The sequence below is a fragment of the Aureimonas sp. AU22 genome (genome assembly GCF_001463745.1).
GTDB lineage: Bacteria > Pseudomonadota > Alphaproteobacteria > Rhizobiales > Rhizobiaceae > Aureimonas.
In genome coordinates this window covers 43,912-62,424 of the sequence record NZ_BBWJ01000051.1, presented here as the reverse complement: position 1 = coordinate 62,424, position 18,513 = coordinate 43,912, and the positions used below count along the sequence as shown (strand labels likewise).

At 68.4% G+C, this 18,513-nt stretch carries 23 protein-coding genes; 13 read left to right on the top strand and 10 right to left on the bottom strand.

Going from position 1 to position 18,513, the window contains the following annotated elements:
- Positions 1-7: 7 nt before the first annotated feature.
- The gene (locus AUL34_RS19435) at positions 8-925 is read right to left on the bottom strand and encodes a L,D-transpeptidase family protein (protein WP_370539067.1); all 918 of its coding nucleotides are present in this window, start codon (positions 923-925) and stop codon (positions 8-10) included.
- Between the two features lie 242 nt (positions 926-1,167).
- Entirely contained in the window at positions 1,168-1,590 is a 423-nt protein-coding gene (locus AUL34_RS19430) for a helix-turn-helix domain-containing protein (RefSeq protein WP_061937611.1), read from the bottom strand.
- A gap of 67 nt (positions 1,591-1,657) precedes the next feature.
- Here AUL34_RS19430 and AUL34_RS19425 point away from each other — a divergent pair, with 67 nt between their 5' ends.
- From AUL34_RS19425 to AUL34_RS19390, 8 genes are all read left to right on the top strand, one after another.
- The gene (locus tag AUL34_RS19425) at positions 1,658-3,877 is read left to right on the top strand and encodes a heavy metal translocating P-type ATPase (protein WP_061937608.1); all 2,220 of its coding nucleotides are present in this window, start codon (positions 1,658-1,660) and stop codon (positions 3,875-3,877) included.
- Complete coding sequence (locus AUL34_RS19420) at positions 3,874-4,476, top strand: isoprenylcysteine carboxylmethyltransferase family protein (RefSeq protein WP_061937605.1); 603 nt, start codon at positions 3,874-3,876, stop codon at positions 4,474-4,476. Before AUL34_RS19425 ends, AUL34_RS19420 begins: the two co-directional genes overlap by 4 nt.
- Positions 4,477-4,496: 20 nt before the next feature.
- On the top strand, positions 4,497-4,940 hold the full coding sequence (locus tag AUL34_RS19415; RefSeq protein WP_061937603.1) for a DUF411 domain-containing protein: 444 nt from the start codon (positions 4,497-4,499) through the stop codon (positions 4,938-4,940).
- Positions 4,937-5,419, top strand: coding sequence for a copper chaperone PCu(A)C (locus tag AUL34_RS19410; RefSeq protein WP_061937600.1), 483 nt, complete (start codon positions 4,937-4,939; stop codon positions 5,417-5,419). The genes AUL34_RS19415 and AUL34_RS19410 overlap by 4 nt, the downstream gene beginning before the upstream one ends.
- 2 nt (positions 5,420-5,421) lie before the next feature.
- Positions 5,422-6,129, top strand: coding sequence for an SCO family protein (locus tag AUL34_RS19405; RefSeq protein WP_082653517.1), 708 nt, complete (start codon positions 5,422-5,424; stop codon positions 6,127-6,129).
- Positions 6,110-6,580: a disulfide bond formation protein B gene (locus tag AUL34_RS19400; protein ID WP_082653516.1), complete on the top strand. Its 471-nt coding sequence runs from the start codon at positions 6,110-6,112 to the stop codon at positions 6,578-6,580. The genes AUL34_RS19405 and AUL34_RS19400 overlap by 20 nt, the downstream gene beginning before the upstream one ends.
- On the top strand, positions 6,577-7,230 hold the full coding sequence (locus tag AUL34_RS19395; RefSeq protein WP_061937596.1) for a thioredoxin domain-containing protein: 654 nt from the start codon (positions 6,577-6,579) through the stop codon (positions 7,228-7,230). The genes AUL34_RS19400 and AUL34_RS19395 overlap by 4 nt, the downstream gene beginning before the upstream one ends.
- Before the next feature lie 65 nt (positions 7,231-7,295).
- On the top strand, positions 7,296-7,730 hold the full coding sequence (locus AUL34_RS19390) for a helix-turn-helix domain-containing protein (protein ID WP_061937593.1): 435 nt from the start codon (positions 7,296-7,298) through the stop codon (positions 7,728-7,730).
- Positions 7,731-7,835: 105 nt separating this feature from the next.
- Here AUL34_RS19390 and AUL34_RS19385 read toward each other — a convergent pair whose 3' ends face one another.
- The 4 genes from AUL34_RS19385 to AUL34_RS22445 form a co-directional block, all read right to left on the bottom strand.
- Positions 7,836-8,747, bottom strand: coding sequence for an MBL fold metallo-hydrolase (locus AUL34_RS19385; protein WP_061937590.1), 912 nt, complete (start codon positions 8,745-8,747; stop codon positions 7,836-7,838).
- A gap of 3 nt (positions 8,748-8,750) precedes the next feature.
- Positions 8,751-9,383 carry a peroxiredoxin gene (locus tag AUL34_RS19380; RefSeq protein WP_061937587.1) on the bottom strand — a complete coding sequence of 211 codons (633 nt, stop codon included), beginning with the start codon at positions 9,381-9,383 and terminating at the stop codon, positions 8,751-8,753.
- A gap of 41 nt (positions 9,384-9,424) precedes the next feature.
- A complete protein-coding gene (locus AUL34_RS22450; RefSeq protein ID WP_156421018.1) occupies positions 9,425-9,730 on the bottom strand; it encodes a hypothetical protein in 306 nt (101 codons plus the stop codon).
- A gap of 66 nt (positions 9,731-9,796) precedes the next feature.
- Positions 9,797-9,964: a hypothetical protein gene (locus tag AUL34_RS22445; protein ID WP_156421017.1), complete on the bottom strand. Its 168-nt coding sequence runs from the start codon at positions 9,962-9,964 to the stop codon at positions 9,797-9,799.
- On the opposite strand from AUL34_RS22445, the gene AUL34_RS19375 reads away from it, so the two are divergent.
- Positions 9,948-10,565, top strand: a complete 618-nt coding sequence (locus AUL34_RS19375; RefSeq protein WP_061937584.1) for an isoprenylcysteine carboxylmethyltransferase family protein — start codon at positions 9,948-9,950, stop codon at positions 10,563-10,565. The genes AUL34_RS22445 and AUL34_RS19375 overlap by 17 nt on opposite strands.
- Positions 10,566-10,743: 178 nt before the next feature.
- Here the strand turns inward: AUL34_RS19375 and AUL34_RS19370 are convergent, their stop codons facing one another.
- Both AUL34_RS19370 and AUL34_RS19365 read right to left on the bottom strand, forming a co-directional pair.
- On the bottom strand, positions 10,744-11,283 hold the full coding sequence (locus AUL34_RS19370; protein ID WP_061937581.1) for a copper chaperone PCu(A)C: 540 nt from the start codon (positions 11,281-11,283) through the stop codon (positions 10,744-10,746).
- A 166-nt stretch (positions 11,284-11,449) separates the two neighbouring features.
- Positions 11,450-12,166 (bottom strand): L,D-transpeptidase, encoded by a 717-nt coding sequence (locus AUL34_RS19365; protein ID WP_192845794.1) that lies wholly within the window; start codon positions 12,164-12,166, stop codon positions 11,450-11,452.
- Positions 12,167-13,101: 935 nt separating this feature from the next.
- Here AUL34_RS19365 and AUL34_RS19355 point away from each other — a divergent pair.
- From AUL34_RS19355 to AUL34_RS19345, 3 genes are read left to right on the top strand one after another with little or no spacing between them, the layout of a single operon-like run.
- On the top strand, positions 13,102-14,511 hold the full coding sequence (locus AUL34_RS19355) for a cytochrome ubiquinol oxidase subunit I (RefSeq protein WP_061937575.1): 1,410 nt from the start codon (positions 13,102-13,104) through the stop codon (positions 14,509-14,511).
- Complete coding sequence (gene cydB / locus AUL34_RS19350; RefSeq protein WP_061937697.1) at positions 14,511-15,518, top strand: cytochrome d ubiquinol oxidase subunit II; 1,008 nt, start codon at positions 14,511-14,513, stop codon at positions 15,516-15,518. Before AUL34_RS19355 ends, cydB begins: the two co-directional genes overlap by 1 nt.
- Positions 15,518-15,643 (top strand): DUF2474 domain-containing protein, encoded by a 126-nt coding sequence (locus tag AUL34_RS19345; RefSeq protein ID WP_061937571.1) that lies wholly within the window; start codon positions 15,518-15,520, stop codon positions 15,641-15,643. The genes cydB and AUL34_RS19345 overlap by 1 nt, the downstream gene beginning before the upstream one ends.
- A gap of 122 nt (positions 15,644-15,765) precedes the next feature.
- Here AUL34_RS19345 and AUL34_RS19340 read toward each other — a convergent pair whose 3' ends face one another.
- Both AUL34_RS19340 and AUL34_RS19335 read right to left on the bottom strand, forming a co-directional pair.
- Positions 15,766-16,683, bottom strand: a complete 918-nt coding sequence (locus AUL34_RS19340; RefSeq protein WP_061937568.1) for a hypothetical protein — start codon at positions 16,681-16,683, stop codon at positions 15,766-15,768.
- Positions 16,684-17,000: 317 nt separating this feature from the next.
- Positions 17,001-17,387, bottom strand: a complete 387-nt coding sequence (locus AUL34_RS19335) for a hypothetical protein (protein WP_156421016.1) — start codon at positions 17,385-17,387, stop codon at positions 17,001-17,003.
- Positions 17,388-17,869: 482 nt separating this feature from the next.
- Here AUL34_RS19335 and AUL34_RS19330 point away from each other — a divergent pair, with 482 nt between their 5' ends.
- Complete coding sequence (locus AUL34_RS19330; RefSeq protein ID WP_061937562.1) at positions 17,870-18,475, top strand: hypothetical protein; 606 nt, start codon at positions 17,870-17,872, stop codon at positions 18,473-18,475.
- Positions 18,476-18,513: the final 38 nt, after the last annotated feature.

Sequence of the window (18,513 nt, the reverse complement as noted above, 5' to 3'; positions counted from 1 at the left end):
GCGTCGGTCAGCGCTCGGCGTCGGCGGGGTCGTCGACCAGGGCGTCCGGCCGGCTGACCTGGACGGCGGTCATCGAGGTCTTGACCGCGAGCTCCTTGGTGCCCAATCGCTTGAGCATGTCGCGGAACTGCGGGTGCATGCCCCCGTCGACGTACGCCATCGGCATGCCCGCACGGCCCTCGGCCAACAAAGACTGGAGCAGCCTGTCGTCCCTCTCGCGCTTGGCGGCAACCTCGGGCGCGACGTGCGCCTCCAGCGGCGGGCAGGAGGCGGCCGGATCGATCGGCTGGCCGTCCTTGCGCCGCGCGTCGAAGACGTAGCGCCCACCGCAGGCAGCGACGTCGGGTTCCCTGCGCGTTACCTCGAACGCATCGTACCCGAGCTTCAGGTTGCGCCAGAACGCGATGTTCGGGTCGCTCCGGTGGCGGGCCATCTGCTCCGCCGTCATCCGGAAGGGAAAGGACTGAACCTGGAAGTCGCCCTGGCCGATCGCGAAAGCCTTCTCGGCGTCGGCATAGATCTCCGCGACCCCTTCGTCCGTCATGGCGAAGCAGCCCGACGACGAGCAGGCGCCATGCACCATCAGCGAGTCTCCCGTGTAGCCGAGCGACTTCTCGAGAGGGTTCGGATAGCCGAGGTTGAAGGAGCGATGGTACTTCGAGTTCGGGTTCATCAACGCCCGGGTGACGCGGTAGAACCCCTCGGGCGCCTGGCGGTCGCCGTTCGTCTTCTTCGGCCCGAGCTTGCCGGACCAGCGGCAGAGGGGGTGCGTCTTGTGGAGGGCGTAACGACCGTCCGCGCCGAGCTTCCAGACCTCGAGCTCGCTCTCCTCCTTGAAGATGCGCACCAGGATCGACCCCTGAGGACGAGCCTTCGGCTCGGCGTAAGCCGTTGGGACGAGGTCCTTGTAGGTCTCGTCCGTCATGGAGACGCAGCCGCTCGCGGACAGAAGGCCGACCAAGGCACAGGCAAGGGCGGCTCGGCGGCTATGGAAACTCTGTCGTGCGAAAAGGGGCATCTCGATCCGAAGCGCTGAACATGGCCGATGTCCGCCAATCATCGGCGGCGGGGCTTTCGCGGGCGTGACGTCGACCATGGCGGTCGCCGCAGCGGCCGCCATGAGAAGGCACGATCCGGCGGAAATGAGGCAGCCGCAGCCCCTCCCACTCAATGCGCCTCGTGCAGGCACTCGCCATGGTCGCCCAGCACCTCGATCACCCGACACTCGGCGACTGAGCGGTTCTTGCAGTCCGCCATGCGGGCGACCTCGGCCCGCAGCGCCGTCAGCCGGGCGATCTTGTGATCGATGTCCACGAGGTGCGCGGCGGCGATCCGGTCCGCGCTCTCGCAGGGGCGGTCCGGCTCCCCGGCAAGCGCCAGGAGTTCGCGGATCGGCTCGATCTCGAAACCGAGCTCCCGGGCGTGCCGGATGAAGCGCAGGCGGCGCAGGTCGCCCGCGTCGTAAAGGCGACGGTTGCCTTCCGTCCGCGGCGGTGCGGCCAGGAGTCCGATCTGCTCGTAGTACCGGATCGTCGGCACCTTGATGCCGCTCGCCCGCGAGGCCTCGCCGATCGGAACGCCGTTCGTCATTTTTCGCTTGCTCCTCTAGCCACTCGAGGAAGTAGACCTTCGTCGACAACGACGCAAGGAGAGCGCCATGAGCGCCACGACGGGCGAGAGCCGCTTCAAGGTCACGGGCATGGACTGCGCGGCCTGCGGCAACAAGGTGGACACCGCGATCCGGCGGCTGCCGGGCGTGGAGGACGTCACCGTCTCCGTGACCACGGGGGCGGTGAAGGTCCGCCACGGCGAGGGCTTCGACGCCGCCGCCGTGACGCGGCAGGTCCGGAACCTCGGTTACGGCGCCGAGGCGGCAAACGGGACGGCGACCGCGCCCGTCGCAGCCCCGACCGAACGGCACGACCATGGCGACCACGACCACGATCACGATCATCCCGCGTCCGCCGGGAGCGACCATGCGGGCCACACGCACGACGACCCCGCCGAGGCGGGCCTGCCCTGGTGGCGGACCAGGAAGGCGCGGCTGACGGCAGCCTGCGGTGCGGCGCTTGTCGCAGCCTATGTTCTCGGGCACCTCGCGCCAGCGCTGGAGCGTCCCGCCTTCCTCGCCGCGCTCGCCGTCGGCCTCGTTCCTGTTGCTTGGCGCGCGATCACGGCCGCCCGGTTCGGTACGCCGTTCTCGATCGAGACGCTGATGTCGATCGCCGCCGTCGGCGCTGTGTTCATCGGGGCCGAGGAGGAAGCGGCCGCCGTCGTCCTCCTGTTCCTGGTCGGCGAGATGCTGGAGGGACTGGCGGCGAGCCGTGCCCGGGCGAGCATCCAGGGCCTCTCCGCCCTCGTGCCGAAGACCGCGCTTCTGGAGAAGGACGGCCAGACGACCGAGGTGCCCGCGGAGAGCCTCGCCGTCGGCGCCACCATCCTTGTGCGCCCCGGCGACCGCATTCCGGCCGACGGCACGGTCGTGGAAGGGTCCGGCGAGGTCGACGAGGCGCCGGTCACAGGCGAGAGCGTGCCGAAGCGCAAGGCTGTCGGCGATCCTGTCTTCGCCGCCACCGTCAACGCCGGGTCGGTCCTCAGGGTGCGCGTCACGGCCGCGGCCGCCGACAACACGATCGCGCGCGTCGTCCGCCTCGTGGAGGAGGCGCAGGAATCGAAGTCGCCGACCGAGCGCTTCATCGACCGCTTCTCCAAAGTCTACACGCCCGCCGTCCTCGTGGTCGGCTTCCTCGTCGCCGTGGTGCCACCGCTGATTGCCGGGGCGGACTGGAGCGAGTGGATCTACAAGGGCCTTGCCATCCTCCTGATCGGCTGCCCCTGCGCGCTCGTCATCTCGACGCCGGCCGCCATCGCGGCCGGCCTGTCGGCGGGCGCCCGTCGCGGCCTCCTGATGAAGGGCGGCGTCGTGCTGGAGACGCTCGGCAAGATCACGGCCGTCGCCTTCGACAAGACGGGGACGTTGACGGCGGGCAAGCCCGTCGTCACCGACATCGTTCCCGTCGGCCGCCCCGTGCGGGATGTCCTGTCGCTCGCGGCCGCGTTGGAGAAGGGATCGAGCCACCCGTTGGCGCTCGCGATCCTCGACCGCGCCAAGGCCGACAACGCCCCGGTGCCGCCCGCCTTCGACGCGAACGCCGTCCCCGGTGAGGGTGTGGAGGGAAAGGTCGGTGGCGAACCCGTGTTCCTCGGCTCGCCGCAGGCTGCCAGCCGCCGCGTGCCTCTCGGCGCCGAGCAGACGGCCGCAATCGCCGCGCTGAACGCGGAAGGAAAGACCGTGTCCGTCGTGCTCGCGCGGGACGGGGTCGCGGGCTACATCGCCATGCGCGACGAAGCGCGGCCGGACGCACGGGAAGCGCTCGCAGCCATGAAGTCCGACGGCGTCCGCACCGTCATGCTGACGGGCGACAACCGCACGACGGCAGAGGCGGTGGCGGGCGGTCTCGGCATCGAGGCACGGGCCGAACTCCTGCCGCAGGACAAGCAGCGCATCGTGCGCGAACTTCAGGCCGAGGGGCTCGTCGTCGCTAAGGTCGGCGACGGCATCAACGACGCGCCCGCGCTCGCCGCGGCTAACATCGGCATCGCCATGGGCGGCGGCACGGACGTAGCGCTGGAGACGGCGGACGCGGCGGTGCTGCATGGCCGTGTCCGTGACATCCCGGACATGATCGCCCTGTCGAAGGCGACCATGGGCAACATCCGGACGAACATCGCGATCGCGCTCGGCCTGAAGGCGGTGTTCCTCGTGACGACAGTCCTCGGCATCACGGGCCTCTGGCCGGCGATCCTCGCCGACACGGGCGCGACCGTCCTCGTGACCGCCAACGCCATGCGGCTGCTCGGCTGGAAGCCGCGGTGAACGCGGCTGTCGACGATCTCCTGCGGTTCGGGCCGGCGGTCGTGCTGGCCGTGACTGTGGCATGGCTCGCTCTCGCCACCTGCCGAACCTCCCGCGAGATCGGAGGGCGCGCCTACGGTTTCGGCAGGAGCATCCGGCAGACGCTGGCCCGCATCCTGTTCGCCGCTGCCGTCGTCGGTGGCCTCGTGGCCCTCGGACTCCATGCCGTGGGAAGCGCATCGGCCGCGTTCGCACCGCTCGCGGGCGAGGCCACCGCCGTCCGTTTGGCCGGGCTGGCGCTGGCCGTCGCCGGGCAGGTCCTGACGGTCGTGGCCATGAGCGAGATGGGCCGGCGCTGGCGGGTCGGCATCCCCGACGAGGCACCCGACGTCCTGGTCACGACGGGTTTATTTGGCCTGAGCCGCAACCCCGTGTTCCTCGGGATGCTCGCGATGGCGTCCGGTCTTGCGGTCGCCGTGCCGTCCCCGGCGGCGATCGCCTGCGCGCTCGCCTTCTGGATCGGGTGCGAGGTCCAGGTGCGCGACGAGGAGCGTTTCCTCGAACGCTCGTTCGGCCCGGCATACACCGCCTATCGAAGCGCCGTCCGGCGCTGGATCTGACGACCAGCAAGGAACGAACCATGGGACCCACACGCACGACACTACTCGCCGGGACGCTCGCGCTCCTCTCCGTCCCCGCGCTTGCGGCCGAGACCGTCGACGTGTTCTCGACGTCGGGGTGCGGCTGCTGCGTGGGCTGGATCAAGCACCTGGAGAAGGCAGGGTTCGAGGTCACGAACGACAACCTCGCCATGGCCGACCTCTACGCCAAGAAGACGGGCGCCGGACTGAAGCCCGGTCAGACCTCATGCCACACGGGCTTCGTCGGCGGCTACGTCGTGGAGGGGCACGTCCCGGCGGCGGAAGTGAAGCGCCTCCTCGCCGAGCGTCCCGACGCCGTCGGTCTCGCCGTTCCCGACATGCCGCCGGGCAGCCCGGGCATGGGAACGAGCGACGAACCCTACGAGGTGCTCCTCGTCGCGCGCGACGGCACGTCCAAGGTCTACGCGAGGTACCCGAAATGAAGACCCCGGCCATCGCGGCAACCGTCGCGGCCTGTTTCGCCCTGTCGGGTCCTGCCGCCGCGCACGAGTTCAAGGCCGGAGACCTGACGATCGACCATCCCTCCTCACGTCCGACGCCGCCGGCGGCGAGGGTCGGTGCCGGATACGTCTCGATCCGCAACGACGGGGCGGAACCCGACCGACTGGTCGGGGGATCGGCGGACGTGGCCGGACGCTTCGAGATACACGCCTCCACCGTCGAGGACGGCGTCGCGCGGATGCGGCGCGTCGAGGGCGGGATCGTCCTGGAGCCCGGCGCGACGATCAAGCTCGCCAGCGGCGGTTCCCACATCATGCTGCTCGACCTCAAGGAGCCGATCGTGAAGGGTCAGTCGTTCGACGGCACCCTCGTGTTCGAGCGTGCCGGAACCGTGCCCGTCCGCTTCTCTGTCGAAGGCCTGGGCGTGGCCACCACTTCCTTCTCGCACGAGGGACACTGACCGTGACGTTGCGCACCGCGCGTCTCCTCCTCTGGGGTGCCGTCGTCGTGACCGCGGGGGTGCTCGTCGGATTGGCTTGGAGCTTACCGACCGCCGAACGCGGGACGGCCCTCACGTCGTCGTCTCCCGACATCGGCGGCGAGTTCGCCTTGATCGACGAGGACGGCAAGCCGAGGACTTGGGGTGGTTTCCGCGGCAAGCCGGTCGCCGTGTTCTTTGGCTTCACGCACTGTCCCGACATCTGCCCGACGACACTTGGCGAACTCTCGGTTCTCCTGGCCGACCTCGGCGACCGCTCCAACGACCTCCAGGTCGTGCTCGTCAGCGGCGACCCGGAACGGGACACGCCGGAAGTGCTGAACGCCTACCTCCAGTCCTTCGACCCGCGGATCGTCGGACTCACGGGAACGGAAGCGGAAGTCGATCGCGCCTTCGCTGCCTTCAAGGCCTACCGCAAGAAGGTGCCGACCGAGGGCGGCGACTACACCGTCGATCACTCGGCGGGAGTCTATCTCTACGACCGCGACGGTGGCTTCGCAGGCACTCTGGACATGCACGAGGACACGGCGGTGCGGTGGGCCAAGGTGATGCGCCTCATCGAAGGTCCGAGCGGCTCGAGAGCAGCCGTGAGCGGGGACGGGACCGCGGGGCCGGCTGGTGCGGGCGACAGGAAAACGACGGAGGGCACCGATGCCGACGCTAACGGTTGACGGGACGGAGCGGGATGCCGGGGCTGTCGAAGTCCCAACCCGCGGCTTGGCCTCCCTTCACGCCGCCTGGGTCGTCGCACTTGTCTCGACGCTCGGTGCGATATTCGTCGGCGAGGTCATGGGGCAGGCCCCTTGCGTCCTGTGCTGGTACCAAAGGATCGCGATGTTCCCGCTGGCGGCCGTGCTCGGCGTCGCCGCCTTCCGGGGCGACCGGGGCGTGCGGGTCTACGCGCTGCCGCTCGCGCTCGCGGGGCTCGCCGTCGCCGCGTTCCACGCCCTTCTCTATGCCGGGATCATTCCGGAAGCGATCGAGCCCTGCGGGGCGGGCCCGTCCTGCGCGAGCGCCGACATGACCATCCTCGGCGGCCTGCCCCTGCCGCTCCTGTCTCTCGGAGCGTTCGCCGCGATCACCCTTTTCCTCGTTCTTCCCATTGGAAGGAGACATGCATGAACCGCCGAACTTTCGTCGCCTCCACCGCCGCTGCCGCCCTTCTCGCCTTCGGCGGGGGAGCGGCCTGGTATCGCGCCAGCCGTCCCGGGGCCGCTCCCCTCTCGGCGGAAGGAGACCAGCTCGTCCGCCCGCACTCCCCCGTGATCGGGCCGGACGAGGCCCGGGTGACGCTGGTCGAGTTCTTCGACCCGTCCTGCGAGGCCTGCCGCGCCTTCCATCCGATCCTCGGGCAGATCCTCTCCAGGTATCCCGACGACCTCCGGCTGGTGCTGCGTTACACGCCCCTGCACGAGGGTTCGGACGAGGTCGTTCGCATCCTGGAGGCGGCCCGGCGGCAGGACAAGTTCGAGGCGGTCCTCGACCGCGTGTTCGAGCGGCAGCCGGAGTGGGCCGTCCACGGGGCGCCCGACATCGCGAAGGCGTGGGAGATCGCCGGCACGGCCGGCATCGACCTCGCGCAAGCGCGGCGCGACGCCGTGCTTCCCGAGGTGACGGCCGTGCTCGAACGTGACGTTGCGGACCTCGAGGCGGTTGGCATCCAGAAGACCCCGACCTTCTTCGTCAACGGCAAGGAGCCGGCACAGTTCGGCCCGCAGCCGCTCTATGAGGCGATCGCGGCGGAGATCGAACGGACGAAGGGGTTGTCCTAGTGAGCGATCCGGGAAGGGCTTCGTGGCCGCATCCTGGCCTGATGGCTTGCTGAGTCCATCGACACATGGAGCTTACCATCTCCAAGATCAGCGTCCTGACGATCGGCATGTTGGCGCGGGCAACGGGGACGAAGGTAGAGACGATCCGGTTCTACGAACGCAACGGTCTCCTGCCCGCGCCCGCCCGCACGAACGGGAACTACCGATCCTACGAACGCTCCCACTTGGATCGACTGATCTTCATTCGGAGGGCAAGGGACCTCGGCTTCTCGCTCGATCGGATACGCCGGCTCCTGGCCTTGTCCGACGACCGGGAACAGTCCTGCGAGGCAGTCGATGTCCTGGCCCGCCAGCACCTCGCCGAGGTCCAGGCCAAGATCGACGACCTCCGGGCCATGCAACGCGAACTCGACTGCCTGCTCGACCAGTGCCGCTGCGGGACCGTAGCGGACTGCCGGATCATCGGGACCCTCTCCCCGAAGTCCGAACGGTCCACCTGAGGCATCGGCGAAGGCTACGAGGACGGCGGTGGAAGCCGGGCACGGCGAACCGGACGAAGGTCCGCGGATCCATCTCGCGGACCTCTTCCACGCTCGGACGTCCGGTCAGATCGCATGCCCCGGGACGTCGAGTGGCATGGCCAGGATGACGCGTCCGTTGGCGGCTGGAGAGGGAAAGCGACCAGCCACGATGTTGAGCGGAAGCGAGGCGAGCAGAAGGGCGGGCATATCGAGACCCTCGTCGCGCTCGCGACGCAGCGCTACGAAAGCCTCCTCGCCGCATCCGTCGCCGACATGGATGTTGTCCGTCCGCTGCGCGCCGACCGTCGTCTCCCAGGCGGGAGGCCGGCTGCCATCCGCCCCATAGTCGTGGCAGACGAAGAGACGGGTCTCTTCCGGCTCCGCCAAAATTCGGTGGATCGAGGCGTAGAGGCGGCGCGCATCGCCGCGATGGAAGTCGCAGCGTGCGGTCCCGGAGTCCGGCATGAACAGCGTGTCGCCGACGAAAATGGCGTTACCGATGCGGTAACTCAGATGATCGACTGTATGCCCCGGCGTTGCCCACACCTCGATCGTCTGCTCGCCGAACGGCAGTCGGTCGCCCTCGTCCAAGAGACGGTCGAACGGGTCGACGACGGCTTCGTCCGTTGCCGCGTCCGGAAGGGCGTAGACGTCCCTCACCGCTGCACCGACCTCGATCACCAGCCGGCCGATCCCGATCCGCCCGCCAACCGCCTCCCGAAGGGCGATGGCGCCGGAGACGTGGTCGTGATGGACATGGGTGTCCAGGATCCATTCGAGGCGCAAGTTCTCGGCCTGGATGAATTCGACCACGGCGTCGACCGGGGCGCGGCTGGTACGCCCCGACTTCGGGTCCAGATCGAACACGGGGTCGATCACCACGCAGGACCCGGATGTGCGGCAGGAGACGACATGGGTGGCCGTGCCGCTGCGCACGTCGTGGAACGTGTGCACGTCGATCCCCATCGCCGTCTCCTCGCTTCCCCGATCGTCCATCGATCAGCCCTTGGGTTGCGCGACGACGCGCAGGTAGGGCTTCAGCGTCTTCCAACCGTCGGGAAACTTCTCGCGGGCGGCCTCGTCGGAGACCGATGGCGCGATGATGACGTCCTCGCCCTGGCGCCAGTTCACCGGGGTCGCGACCGAATGGTTCGCGGTGAGCTGAAGCGAGTCGACGACGCGGAGTATCTCGTCGAAGTTGCGGCCCGTGCTCGCCGGATAGTTCAGGCTGAGCTTCAGCTTCCGGTCGGGGCCGATGACGAACACCGAACGCACCGTCAGCGTGTCGCTCGCGTTGGGATGGATCATGCCGTAGAGCTGAGAGACGTGGCGGTCGTGGTCGGCGATGAGCGGGAAGTCGACGCGCTGCCCCTGCGTCTCTTCGATGTCGTCTTCCCAGGCGCCGTGGCGCGCCAACTCGTCGACGCTGAGGCCGATCACCTTCACGCCGCGTCGGTCGAACTCGGGCTTGAGGCGCGCCACGTCGCCGAGTTCGGTCGTGCAGACCGGCGTGAAGTTCTTCGGGTGCGAGAACAGCACGGCCCAGGAGCCGGCCAGCCACTCGTGGAAGCGGATCGGCCCTTGTGTCGTCTGTGCCTCGAAGTCGGGTACGGTATCGCCTAGCTGCGGCATTGGTCTGCTTCTCTCCTTGGATTGGGTAGACGGCGTCGCGTCTAGGCGCGGTCCGGCGTGCGGCCGGACGCATTGTGACCCGGTCCGTCGGCGTCGCGGCACGCTTCTTCGTGCCCGTTGCGATCCTCGCTGCGGGCATGGTGATTTGTTCGGCCGCGATCGTCACGGTCGTGACGGTGCCGATCCGTCCGACCGCGCAGGTCCGGTTCGCCTTGATAGTGGCGTGAGCGGTCGTGCCGGGCGTCCGAGTCGTGCATCGTAGAGGCGTCGCCGTGATGCACTGCGTCCTGAGCCACGGCGGGAGCGACGAACAGTACGGTCGACAAGGCGGCGATGGTGAGCTTCATGGATGGTCTCCCTTCGTCATGATGCGCCCTACTTCGGGTCTGTACCCGCTATAGGGTCAAACGAAGTCACGGCATCGTGAGATGGCGGTTGGCGACGCAGATCGGCACGGTCCACCACCTCGCCGTGCCCGCCGTTGCACCGACCCACTCCAGCGTCTCGGAACTGCCCCGTTTGAGGCCGACACCTTCGGCAGAGCCACATTCCGGAGGTCCGTCCATGAATCCCGTCGACATCGACCTCGTCCAGCAACGGCGGAAGCAGGTCCTGAGACTGTCCGCCTTGGTGCTGCTCGCCTTCTGCCTGGCGATCGGGCCGCTTTGGGCCGAGCACTCCATCCTGGAAGAGGCCGTCGAGTCGACAGGCCTCGCCGCGATCGCCGCGGGGGTCATCGGGCGGGCGTGGTGCTCCCTGTACATCGGCGGACGCAAGACGAGGGAGATCGTCGACGTCGGCCCCTACTCGATCAGCCGCAACCCGTTGTACGTCTTCACCTACTTGGCGATGTTCGGCGTCGGCGCCCAGTCCGGGAGCCTGACCATCGGCTTGGTCCTCGCCCTGTCGGTGGCCGCCATCTTCCGCGTCGTCATCGGCCGCGAGGAGGCATTCCTCGCCGCGGAGTTCGGCCCTGCCTACGAAGCTTACCGCCAGCGGGTGCCGCGCTACGGCCCTCGGCTTTCGGCTTGGCGCGACATGCCCGTGGTCGCGGTGCGCCCCGACCGCGTGGCACGCACGCTGGCGGACGGCCTCCTGTTCCTGCTCGCGTGGCCCGCCTTCGAGCTCCTCGAGGAAGCCCGCGAGTTCGGCTGGATCGGAACGGTGCTGCTCGTGCCCTGACGCCCGACCCGAAACGGTCGGCGCCACGTCGGCCGACTGCCGTTCCTCCCGGCGCCCGGAACGCAGCGCCGGGCAACGGAGGGGTTGCCCCTCCGGCAACCGGGCGGGCCGTACGGGACGGCATGCCCAAGAGGCGCCGAACGGGGCCCCCGGGAATCCCGAGGCCACGGGGACGATGTCAGTCGTCGCCTCTCCGGCCGGCGGCCCCATCGAGCTTGTCCAGCCAATCCGGGCTCGATTGATCGTGATGGTGTAGGTCGTCGGCGTCGCGATAGCCCTCGACCGTCGCGGACAGGGTCTGCACGGTCCCGTCGCGGAAAGCGAGGTCGAGCGTCACCGTGTCCCCTATGGCGATCGGGTCCTTCGGGGTGAGGTGCATGTGGATCCCCCGCTGCAACATCACCAACTCGGCGTGACCGGGAATCGTTACGCCGGGCTGCTTCTCCTTCGCTCCGGCACGGGACCTGTCCGATGGCTGGACGAACCGCACGCGGCTGAAGGCGTCACCTTCGACATTCTCGAGGTATGCCTCCGCGGCCACGCCGTTCCAAACCACGAGGTACCCCTCCAGGTCGCCGTCCCCTTCCCGTGGAACGGTGAGCACGGCCAACTCCGCGACGGGGCCGGCCGGCGAAGCACCTGCCTGGCTGGCCGCGACCGACACGTCCGTCGGCGACAGCGGGATCAGCAGGGCCATCCAGGGACGCAAGACCGCCATCGTGTGGCTCCGGTTCGAAAACGGTTCGCTCCGGTGTCACGGCAATGCGGCGGGAACGCGTTCCCGACCTCGAGCGGCCGACGAAGCCCCGGCGGCGCGCACTGGCAACTGGACCGGGAACCCGCACCCGGCGCGGCGACGGGAGCGGGTTCCACCGGACGCTGCCTCAAGCGGACGTTGGGAACCCGCCTCGGACGAGGATCGGCGAGGGTGTCGAGACGCGGGAGTACAGGTCGACGATGTCCTGGTTCAGCAATCGCACGCAACCGCTGGATACGGCCTTGCCGATGGTCCAGGCCTCCGGGGTGCCGTGCAGGCGGTAGAGCGTGTCGACCCCGTCCTGGAAGATGTAGAGGGCGCGGGCGCCCAGGGGATTGTCGAGGCCGGGAGGTTGTCCCCCGTTCTCGGCGCTGTACCGTTCCAGTTCCGGCTGTCGTTCGATCATTTCGGCCGGTGGGGTCCAGGTCGGCCACGGACGCTTCCACTGGACGACCCCCTTGCCGGACCACGTGAAGCCCTGCCGTCCCAAACCGACGCCGTAGCGCAACGCCTGCCCGTCCTCTCGTACCAGGTAGAGGAAGTAGTTGTCCGTATCGACCACGACCGTCCCGGGACGCTCGCCCGTCGGGTCCGTCACGACCTGTCGGTAGAAGCGGGGGTCGATCTTGCGAAGGTTCACGGCCGGGATCGGGAACCGTTCCTCCGGCATGGCCCGGTACATGGAGAGATAGTTCGGGTCGACCGGGGGTTCCGCAGGCGGGGACGTCGGCGGAGGCGTCCCGACGGTCGTGCAGCCGGGCAGGACGATGGCGCCCAGCGAGAGGGACGCCAGTGTCAGGAACTGCCGGCGGGTGGGATGTGGGAAGTTCGGCTCGATCGCCATTCGCGCATTCGCTTTCATGAAGGTGAACGCTCGGCACCCACCGACCTGACGGGCGCCTCTCGGTGACGCGCGCAGGAGAAGATCCCCTCGGTTACGCCGAAGGAACCGTCTGCCCGGACGTCGCGGACACGCCGGACGGGCGCGGAGGGGGAACCGCGACGGGCATCGATAGCGAAGCGGGCCACGGGGACGTTCGGGGGCGGAGGGCAACCGATCGATCGCCCGGCCCCCCGAGCACGAAGACCTCGACGGACCAGCCGTTCTGGTGGCAATGCTCGTAGGCAGGCGCCGGGAGTTGCGGTCCCCGTTCGTCCATCCTGCCCATGTCTTCAGTCGATCGCGTCGCGGTTGAAGCGACCCTGTCTGACCAAGCGGGCTGGCGCTCCACTGTCGAAGCGGACGCGACGACGCCGTGCATGCCCAGCGCGACGACCGTCATCAGCATCCAGCACAGGAGGAGCCGACGCATCATTCGGCGTGGCCCCTCGACCACGTCGGCGGCCGCCTGGCGGTGCGGTCTTCGCCGCTCGGCGAGCCGCCTGCGTCACGCGCGGGAACGCCGATGGAGGCTCCCCGAAGTTTGGCTGCCAAGCGCACGTCGCCCCACTCGCATGCGGAATCGTCGGGCTACGGGCCCGTGGTCGCAAGGTGTCCGCGTCGGGTTAACTTTCCCTATCCGGTCCGACGTGCCGCGATGCGGTTCGCGACGGGCGCAGCCCGCCCCGGCAGGTTCGTTTTCGGTGAAGCTTCCCCGGATTTGCGGGGCCCTTGCGTCCGCGTCTCGGAACGTCCGGTAACTTTCCCGCATGCGGCCGGGGAAACGCGTTCACGCAAACGTGGTGATCCGAACGTGCCGCGGCACAGGCCGATGGGCGTTTTGTCCAGTTGGTTTACGTCGCCGACAGGTCCCTTTTGCCGAGCAAAGGAGGACGTTCATGTTCGACGGCTTCGACCCCATCCTGCTGGCACGCATCCAGTTCGCCTTCACGGTCAGCTTCCACTTCATCTTCCCGGCATTCTCGATCGGCCTGGCGAGCTTCCTCGCCGTGCTGGAGGGGCTGTGGTTGTGGACGGGGCGCCAGCTTTACCTCGAGCTCTTCAAGTACTGGACCAAGATCTTCGCCGTCGCCTTCGCGATGGGCGTCGTCTCGGGGATCGTCATGTCCTACCAGTTCGGGACGAACTGGGCGGTGTTCTCCGACAAGGCGGGGCCGGTCATCGGCCCGTTGATGGCCTACGAGGTGCTGACCGCCTTCTTCCTTGAGGCGGGGTTCCTGGGTGTAATGCTGTTCGGCATGAACAAGGTCGGGAGGGGTCTGCATTTCGCCTCCACCCTTGCCGTCGCCGTCGGCACGCTGATCTCGGCGACCTGGATCCTGTCGGTGAACAGTTGGATGCAGACGCCCGTTGGGTTCGAGATCAACGAGGCAGGCCAGTTCGTACCGGGAGCCAGTTGGTGGGCGATCGTCTTCAACCCGAGCTTTCCCTACCGCCTGACCCACACCGTCATCGCCGCCTACCTCACCACCGCCTTCGCGGTCGGGGCGGTCGGTGCCTGGCACCTCCTTAAGGACCGCTCGGATCCCCATGCCCGAAAGATGTTCTCCATGGCCATGTGGATGGCTGCGGTCATGGCCCCGGTCCAGATCTTCGCCGGCGACCAGCATGGACTGAACACACTGGAGCACCAGCCCGCCAAGGTCATGGCGATGGAGGGCCACTACGACAGTCACCCGGACGGGGCGCCGCTGATCCTGTTCGGCATCCCGAACTCGGAGGAGAGACGGATCGACTATGCGGTCCAGATCCCGAAGCTGTCCTCGTTGATCCTGAAGCACGACTTGAACGCGCCCCTCGCGGGGCTGGACACGGTTCCCGAAGCCGACCAACCGCCCGTCGGCATCGTCTTCTGGTCCTTCCGGATGATGGTGTCCATCGGGATGGCGATGCTGGGTATCGGCCTCTGGAGCTTGTGGGCACGATGGCGCGGGAGTCTTTACGAGACCCCGTGGCTTCACCGCGCGGCGCTCGCGATGGGTCCGTCCGGCTTCGTCGCCGTGCTCGCCGGATGGGTGACCACGGAGGTCGGGCGCCAGCCGTTCACGGTCTACGGTCTCCTTCGAACGGCGGAGAGCGCGTCCCCGTTGGCGGCCCCCGCCGTCGGCGCCTCGCTGGTGGCGTTCGTGGTCGTCTACTTCACGGTCTTCGGCTTCGGTACCTGGTACATCCTCCGCCTCATGCGCAAGGGCGCCCACTCGGGAGAACGCCAGATAACTCGGGACGCGCCGATCCGGACCGCCGGCATCACGCCCGGCCTCGCCCAGCAGACGGAGGGACACCCGTGATCGGCGTCGACCTTGACCTTGCCACCGTCTGGGCCTTCGTGCTCGCGTTCGCGGTTTTTGCCTACGTCGTCATGGACGGGTTCGACCTCGGGATCGGCATCCTCTTCCCAGTCTTCGAGGTCGGTTCCGAGCGCGACAAGGCCATGAACTCGATCGCCCCCGTCTGGGACGGCAACGAGACATGGCTGGTGCTGGGAGGGGGAGGCCTGTTTGCGGCCTTCCCGCTCGCTTACGGCGTGGTCATGACGGCGCTCTACCCACCGATCATCGCCATGCTCCTTGGTCTCGTCTTTCGGGGCGTCGCCTTCGAGGCGCGCTGGCGCGATCCCGCCCATCGCCGCGGTTGGGACCTCGCCTTCACCTGCGGCTCGATCGTCGCGGCATTCTCGCAAGGGATGATCCTCGGGGCACTCCTGCAAGGCATCGAGATCGAGGGGCGTGGCTATGCGGGAGGATGGCTCGACTGGCTGACCCCTTTCAGCGTCCTCACCGGAATCGGCGTGGTCTGCGGCTACGCCCTGCTCGGCGCCACTTGGCTGATCTGGAAGACGGACGGCGGGACGCAGGACCACGCCTTCCGCCTCGCCGGACGATACGGTGTCGCCACGCTCGTCGCGATCGCGCTCGTCAGCCTCGCGACCCTTGGTCTCGACTACGGCTACCGCGACAAGTGGCTGAGCTTCCCAGCCGTGATCCTGACGGCGCAGGTGCCCCTGCTGACGGCGATACTCGCCTTCGCGTTCCGTCGCTCGATCCGCAAGCGCCGGGAGGCGCGTCCCTTCTTCCTAGCGCTGGCCTTGTTCCTGATGTGCTTCGTGGGACTTGGCATCAGCATGTATCCGTTCATCGTCCCCGACACCCTGACCATCTGGCAAGCTGCCGCGCCCGCATCGAGCCAGGAGTTCCTTCTGGTCGGCTCGGCGGTCTTGATCCCCGTCATCCTCTGCTACACGGCGTTCTCGTACTGGGTGTTCCGGGGAAAGGTCGCCGAGGACGGGTATCACTGATGGAGGACGGCCTTCACGCGGGTCCTTGGTGGAAGCGGCTCCTGTGGCTGGTGGCCATCTGGGCCGCCAGCCTGGCAGTGCTCGGCATCGTGGCTTTGGGCATTCGGTTCTGGCTGAACGGATGAACGCACCGTCCGGGTCGAGCCGACGCGGCATGGGAGCCCCGAGCCGCGCCCCGTTCGTCGTCAGGCTCCTGCCGGAACCGGACTTCCCCGCAAGGGCGGGATGTCCGCCGCTGACCCAGCCGTCATTCGACGCGCCTTCGGAAGACCAGGACCTCGTGTCCGGCTTCCGGCGGAAGGACCAACCCGGACAGGGACGCGTCCGACTCGCAGGTGAAGCCGGGCGACGAGCGGTACGCGTCCCTGTTCCCGGTCGCAAAACCGTACCGACTGCCCACGACCACGTATGTCTGGACGCTCCGCGTGTCGAAGACGGCCGCTTCGAACGGGTTCCCCGGCGGGGGCCATGAACATATGACCACCTCGGGGGCAAGCGCCGCGAGCGCTTCCCTCGCATCCATCTTCCGGACGAAGTCGGGGTAGCGGATCTCGTGCCCCCAGCTCATGTCGTCGACCGCAGCGATCTGGATGCCCGCTCCCGCGAGGAAGCGGGTCAATGTGCCGTCGCCTGCCGCGATCTCGAGGCATCGCCTGCCGCCCACGATTCCGGCGACGGCATCCACGAACTCGCGCGACAGGAAGCAGTAGCTGCCGCGGGACTGTTCGCGTGTCAGAAAGGCACCCTTGTCGCGGACGAACGGCCAAGCCAGCCGGAACACGCGCATCGAGACGGGCTTCTTGTTGCCGTCCCCGTCGCGGAGGAGGCCCGAGGCGATCGCCGCGGACATCCTGCCGAGGGCGGGTGCATCCTCGTCCCCCCTCGTCACGGCGTCGGTGCCGATCCGCTGGAGCGCGAGGATCGCCATGCGTTGCCGGACTAGGCGCAGCGTCTCCTCCCGGCGACGCTTCCTCCCTTTCGCTCGAACGGTCCATGCGGGGCCGGAACGCAGCAGTACCGTGTTCATGCGTGCGGCGGATCGCTCGGAGATGGCGGTCGCCATGTCGCGCTCGACGCGCGCCCACTCCTCGGGGAAGCGCTCGCGCATGGACTGAAGGTCGGGCTTCGACCGCAACCATGCCCCGACGTCGAACGGATCCTTCATGGCATCCGCCCCCGGGAACACGATGGGGCCCGGCAGCAAACGGCGGCGGAAGCCGAGCCGGGGAATGCGTACGGGGCGAGGCTCGGCCGGCCGAACGTTCCGTTGCGGGGCTGATTGCCCGCGCCGATGTCGTCGGTGCGGTGTGTCGTGGTCCAGGCCGGCATCGCGAACGGTACGGGCGCGGACATGGGAGGCGCCGCCCGGATCGCGTCACGCGAGCGGGTGCGGCCTTCCAAGGAAGGTCGTGTCATGGATGGGTTCCGAGTGTCCGAATGCTGTCGTGCCGCGTCGGGCGCAAGCCACGGCCGCGGCGGCGGTCAGGCGACGTCGGGGGATCTCGGGGGTCGGTCGAGCCTTGCGGGAAGACCCGACACGTAGTCGGCGGTTGCCGGGGCTACGACCGTGTCGCCGGTACGCGCCATGAAGGGTGGGAGCGCGGGCGGGACTCCCAGCTTCTCGTGGCCATGGTCTGCGGAGTGGTTCTTGTGATGGCCGCCGGCGCTCTTGATCGTCGTGTCGGCGGGACCCTCGTCCCGGTCGCGGCGATGTCCGGCGTCGTCGAACGCGACCGTGGCGAGGCTCGCTTCATGGCGATCGTTGAAGACGGACGGACCGACCGATACGCACAACAGGGTGACGACGACCGCTAGCGCGACCGCCAAACGTCCCGCGATGGCTCGTCCAAGTCTCCGCATGCTGCTCATGCAAGTGTCCGGGGACTTCGAGAGGACGCCCCACTTCCGGCGCGAACCTTGTCGGCGCAGATCGGCGCGGGGTCAAGGTTTCGAAACGGCCAGACCGGTCGCCGTCGTCCTGGCCGCCGCCAGCGGATTGCCTTGGAAGCGCCGGAACGGGCATCGCCCCGCAATGGTCCGCAAGGCTCAGAGGGCGGATGACGCACGCGAGCCGAAGCCTGTCCCTCGACGATGGCCGAACGACATGGAGGTTGTCCACAGGGTTACGGGGTGGCGGTATTTCGAATCGATCGCATCGTTGACTCTTGGTGCCCGACGGACCTAGCCTGGTGCTCATGCGACAGGCACCTGCCTACATGCGGAAAAGCCAGCGCCCCGTCGGCGCAGCGCCGACGCGCGTCGCATCCCTCCGACCGCCCATACGCTGACCCCGCCACCTTCCCGAGGTTGAAGGACGCGAGGCCATGCCCCGTCCGAAGCGGAGCTTAGCCATGCGTGCCGAGCGTTCAAACACCTGCGCTCCATCCGACGTCGGCGACCATCCGTCGTGCGCATCCCGTACCGGGTTCGAGGCCCGCCACCGTCCACTGCGCTGCATCGGCGATGCGTCGTTCGCGTCCGCGCTGGCGGCGGACGTCGCGCTGCTTCTCGACGTCGACCCGTCGGTCCACCGCTGGAGGTGCCGCGTGGCGGTCGGCCGCGACGGGCTCGTCGCTGACTTCGAGACGTGGGGCAGCGGTGGCCAGGAGTTCCTGTTCGTGGCGGCTGACAGTCCCCCGTCATGCGACCCTCGTGCTCTGGCGCTTCCGTCGAGCGCGAAGGTCGTCGGCCCCGACGACGTCGATCCGATCAGGCTGGAGAACGCGCGGGCGATCGTCCCCTACGCGAGGTGGCGGGTGACCCTCGATGACCGCGTCAGGCTGCTCGCCGCGCTTGACGAGGAAGGCTCCGTCACCCTCGCGGACTGCCTGGGCATCCTCAGGCATACCTCGCGCCCGGTCGCCGCCGTCGCCGCGCTGGCGCTTGCCAGGGTGGTGGACCTCGACCTCGACGAACCGCTCGGATCGCGGACGCGCGTCATACGCCGCCAAGCCTGACCCCTCCGCAACCCTTTCCTTCCTTCGCGTCCGTCCGC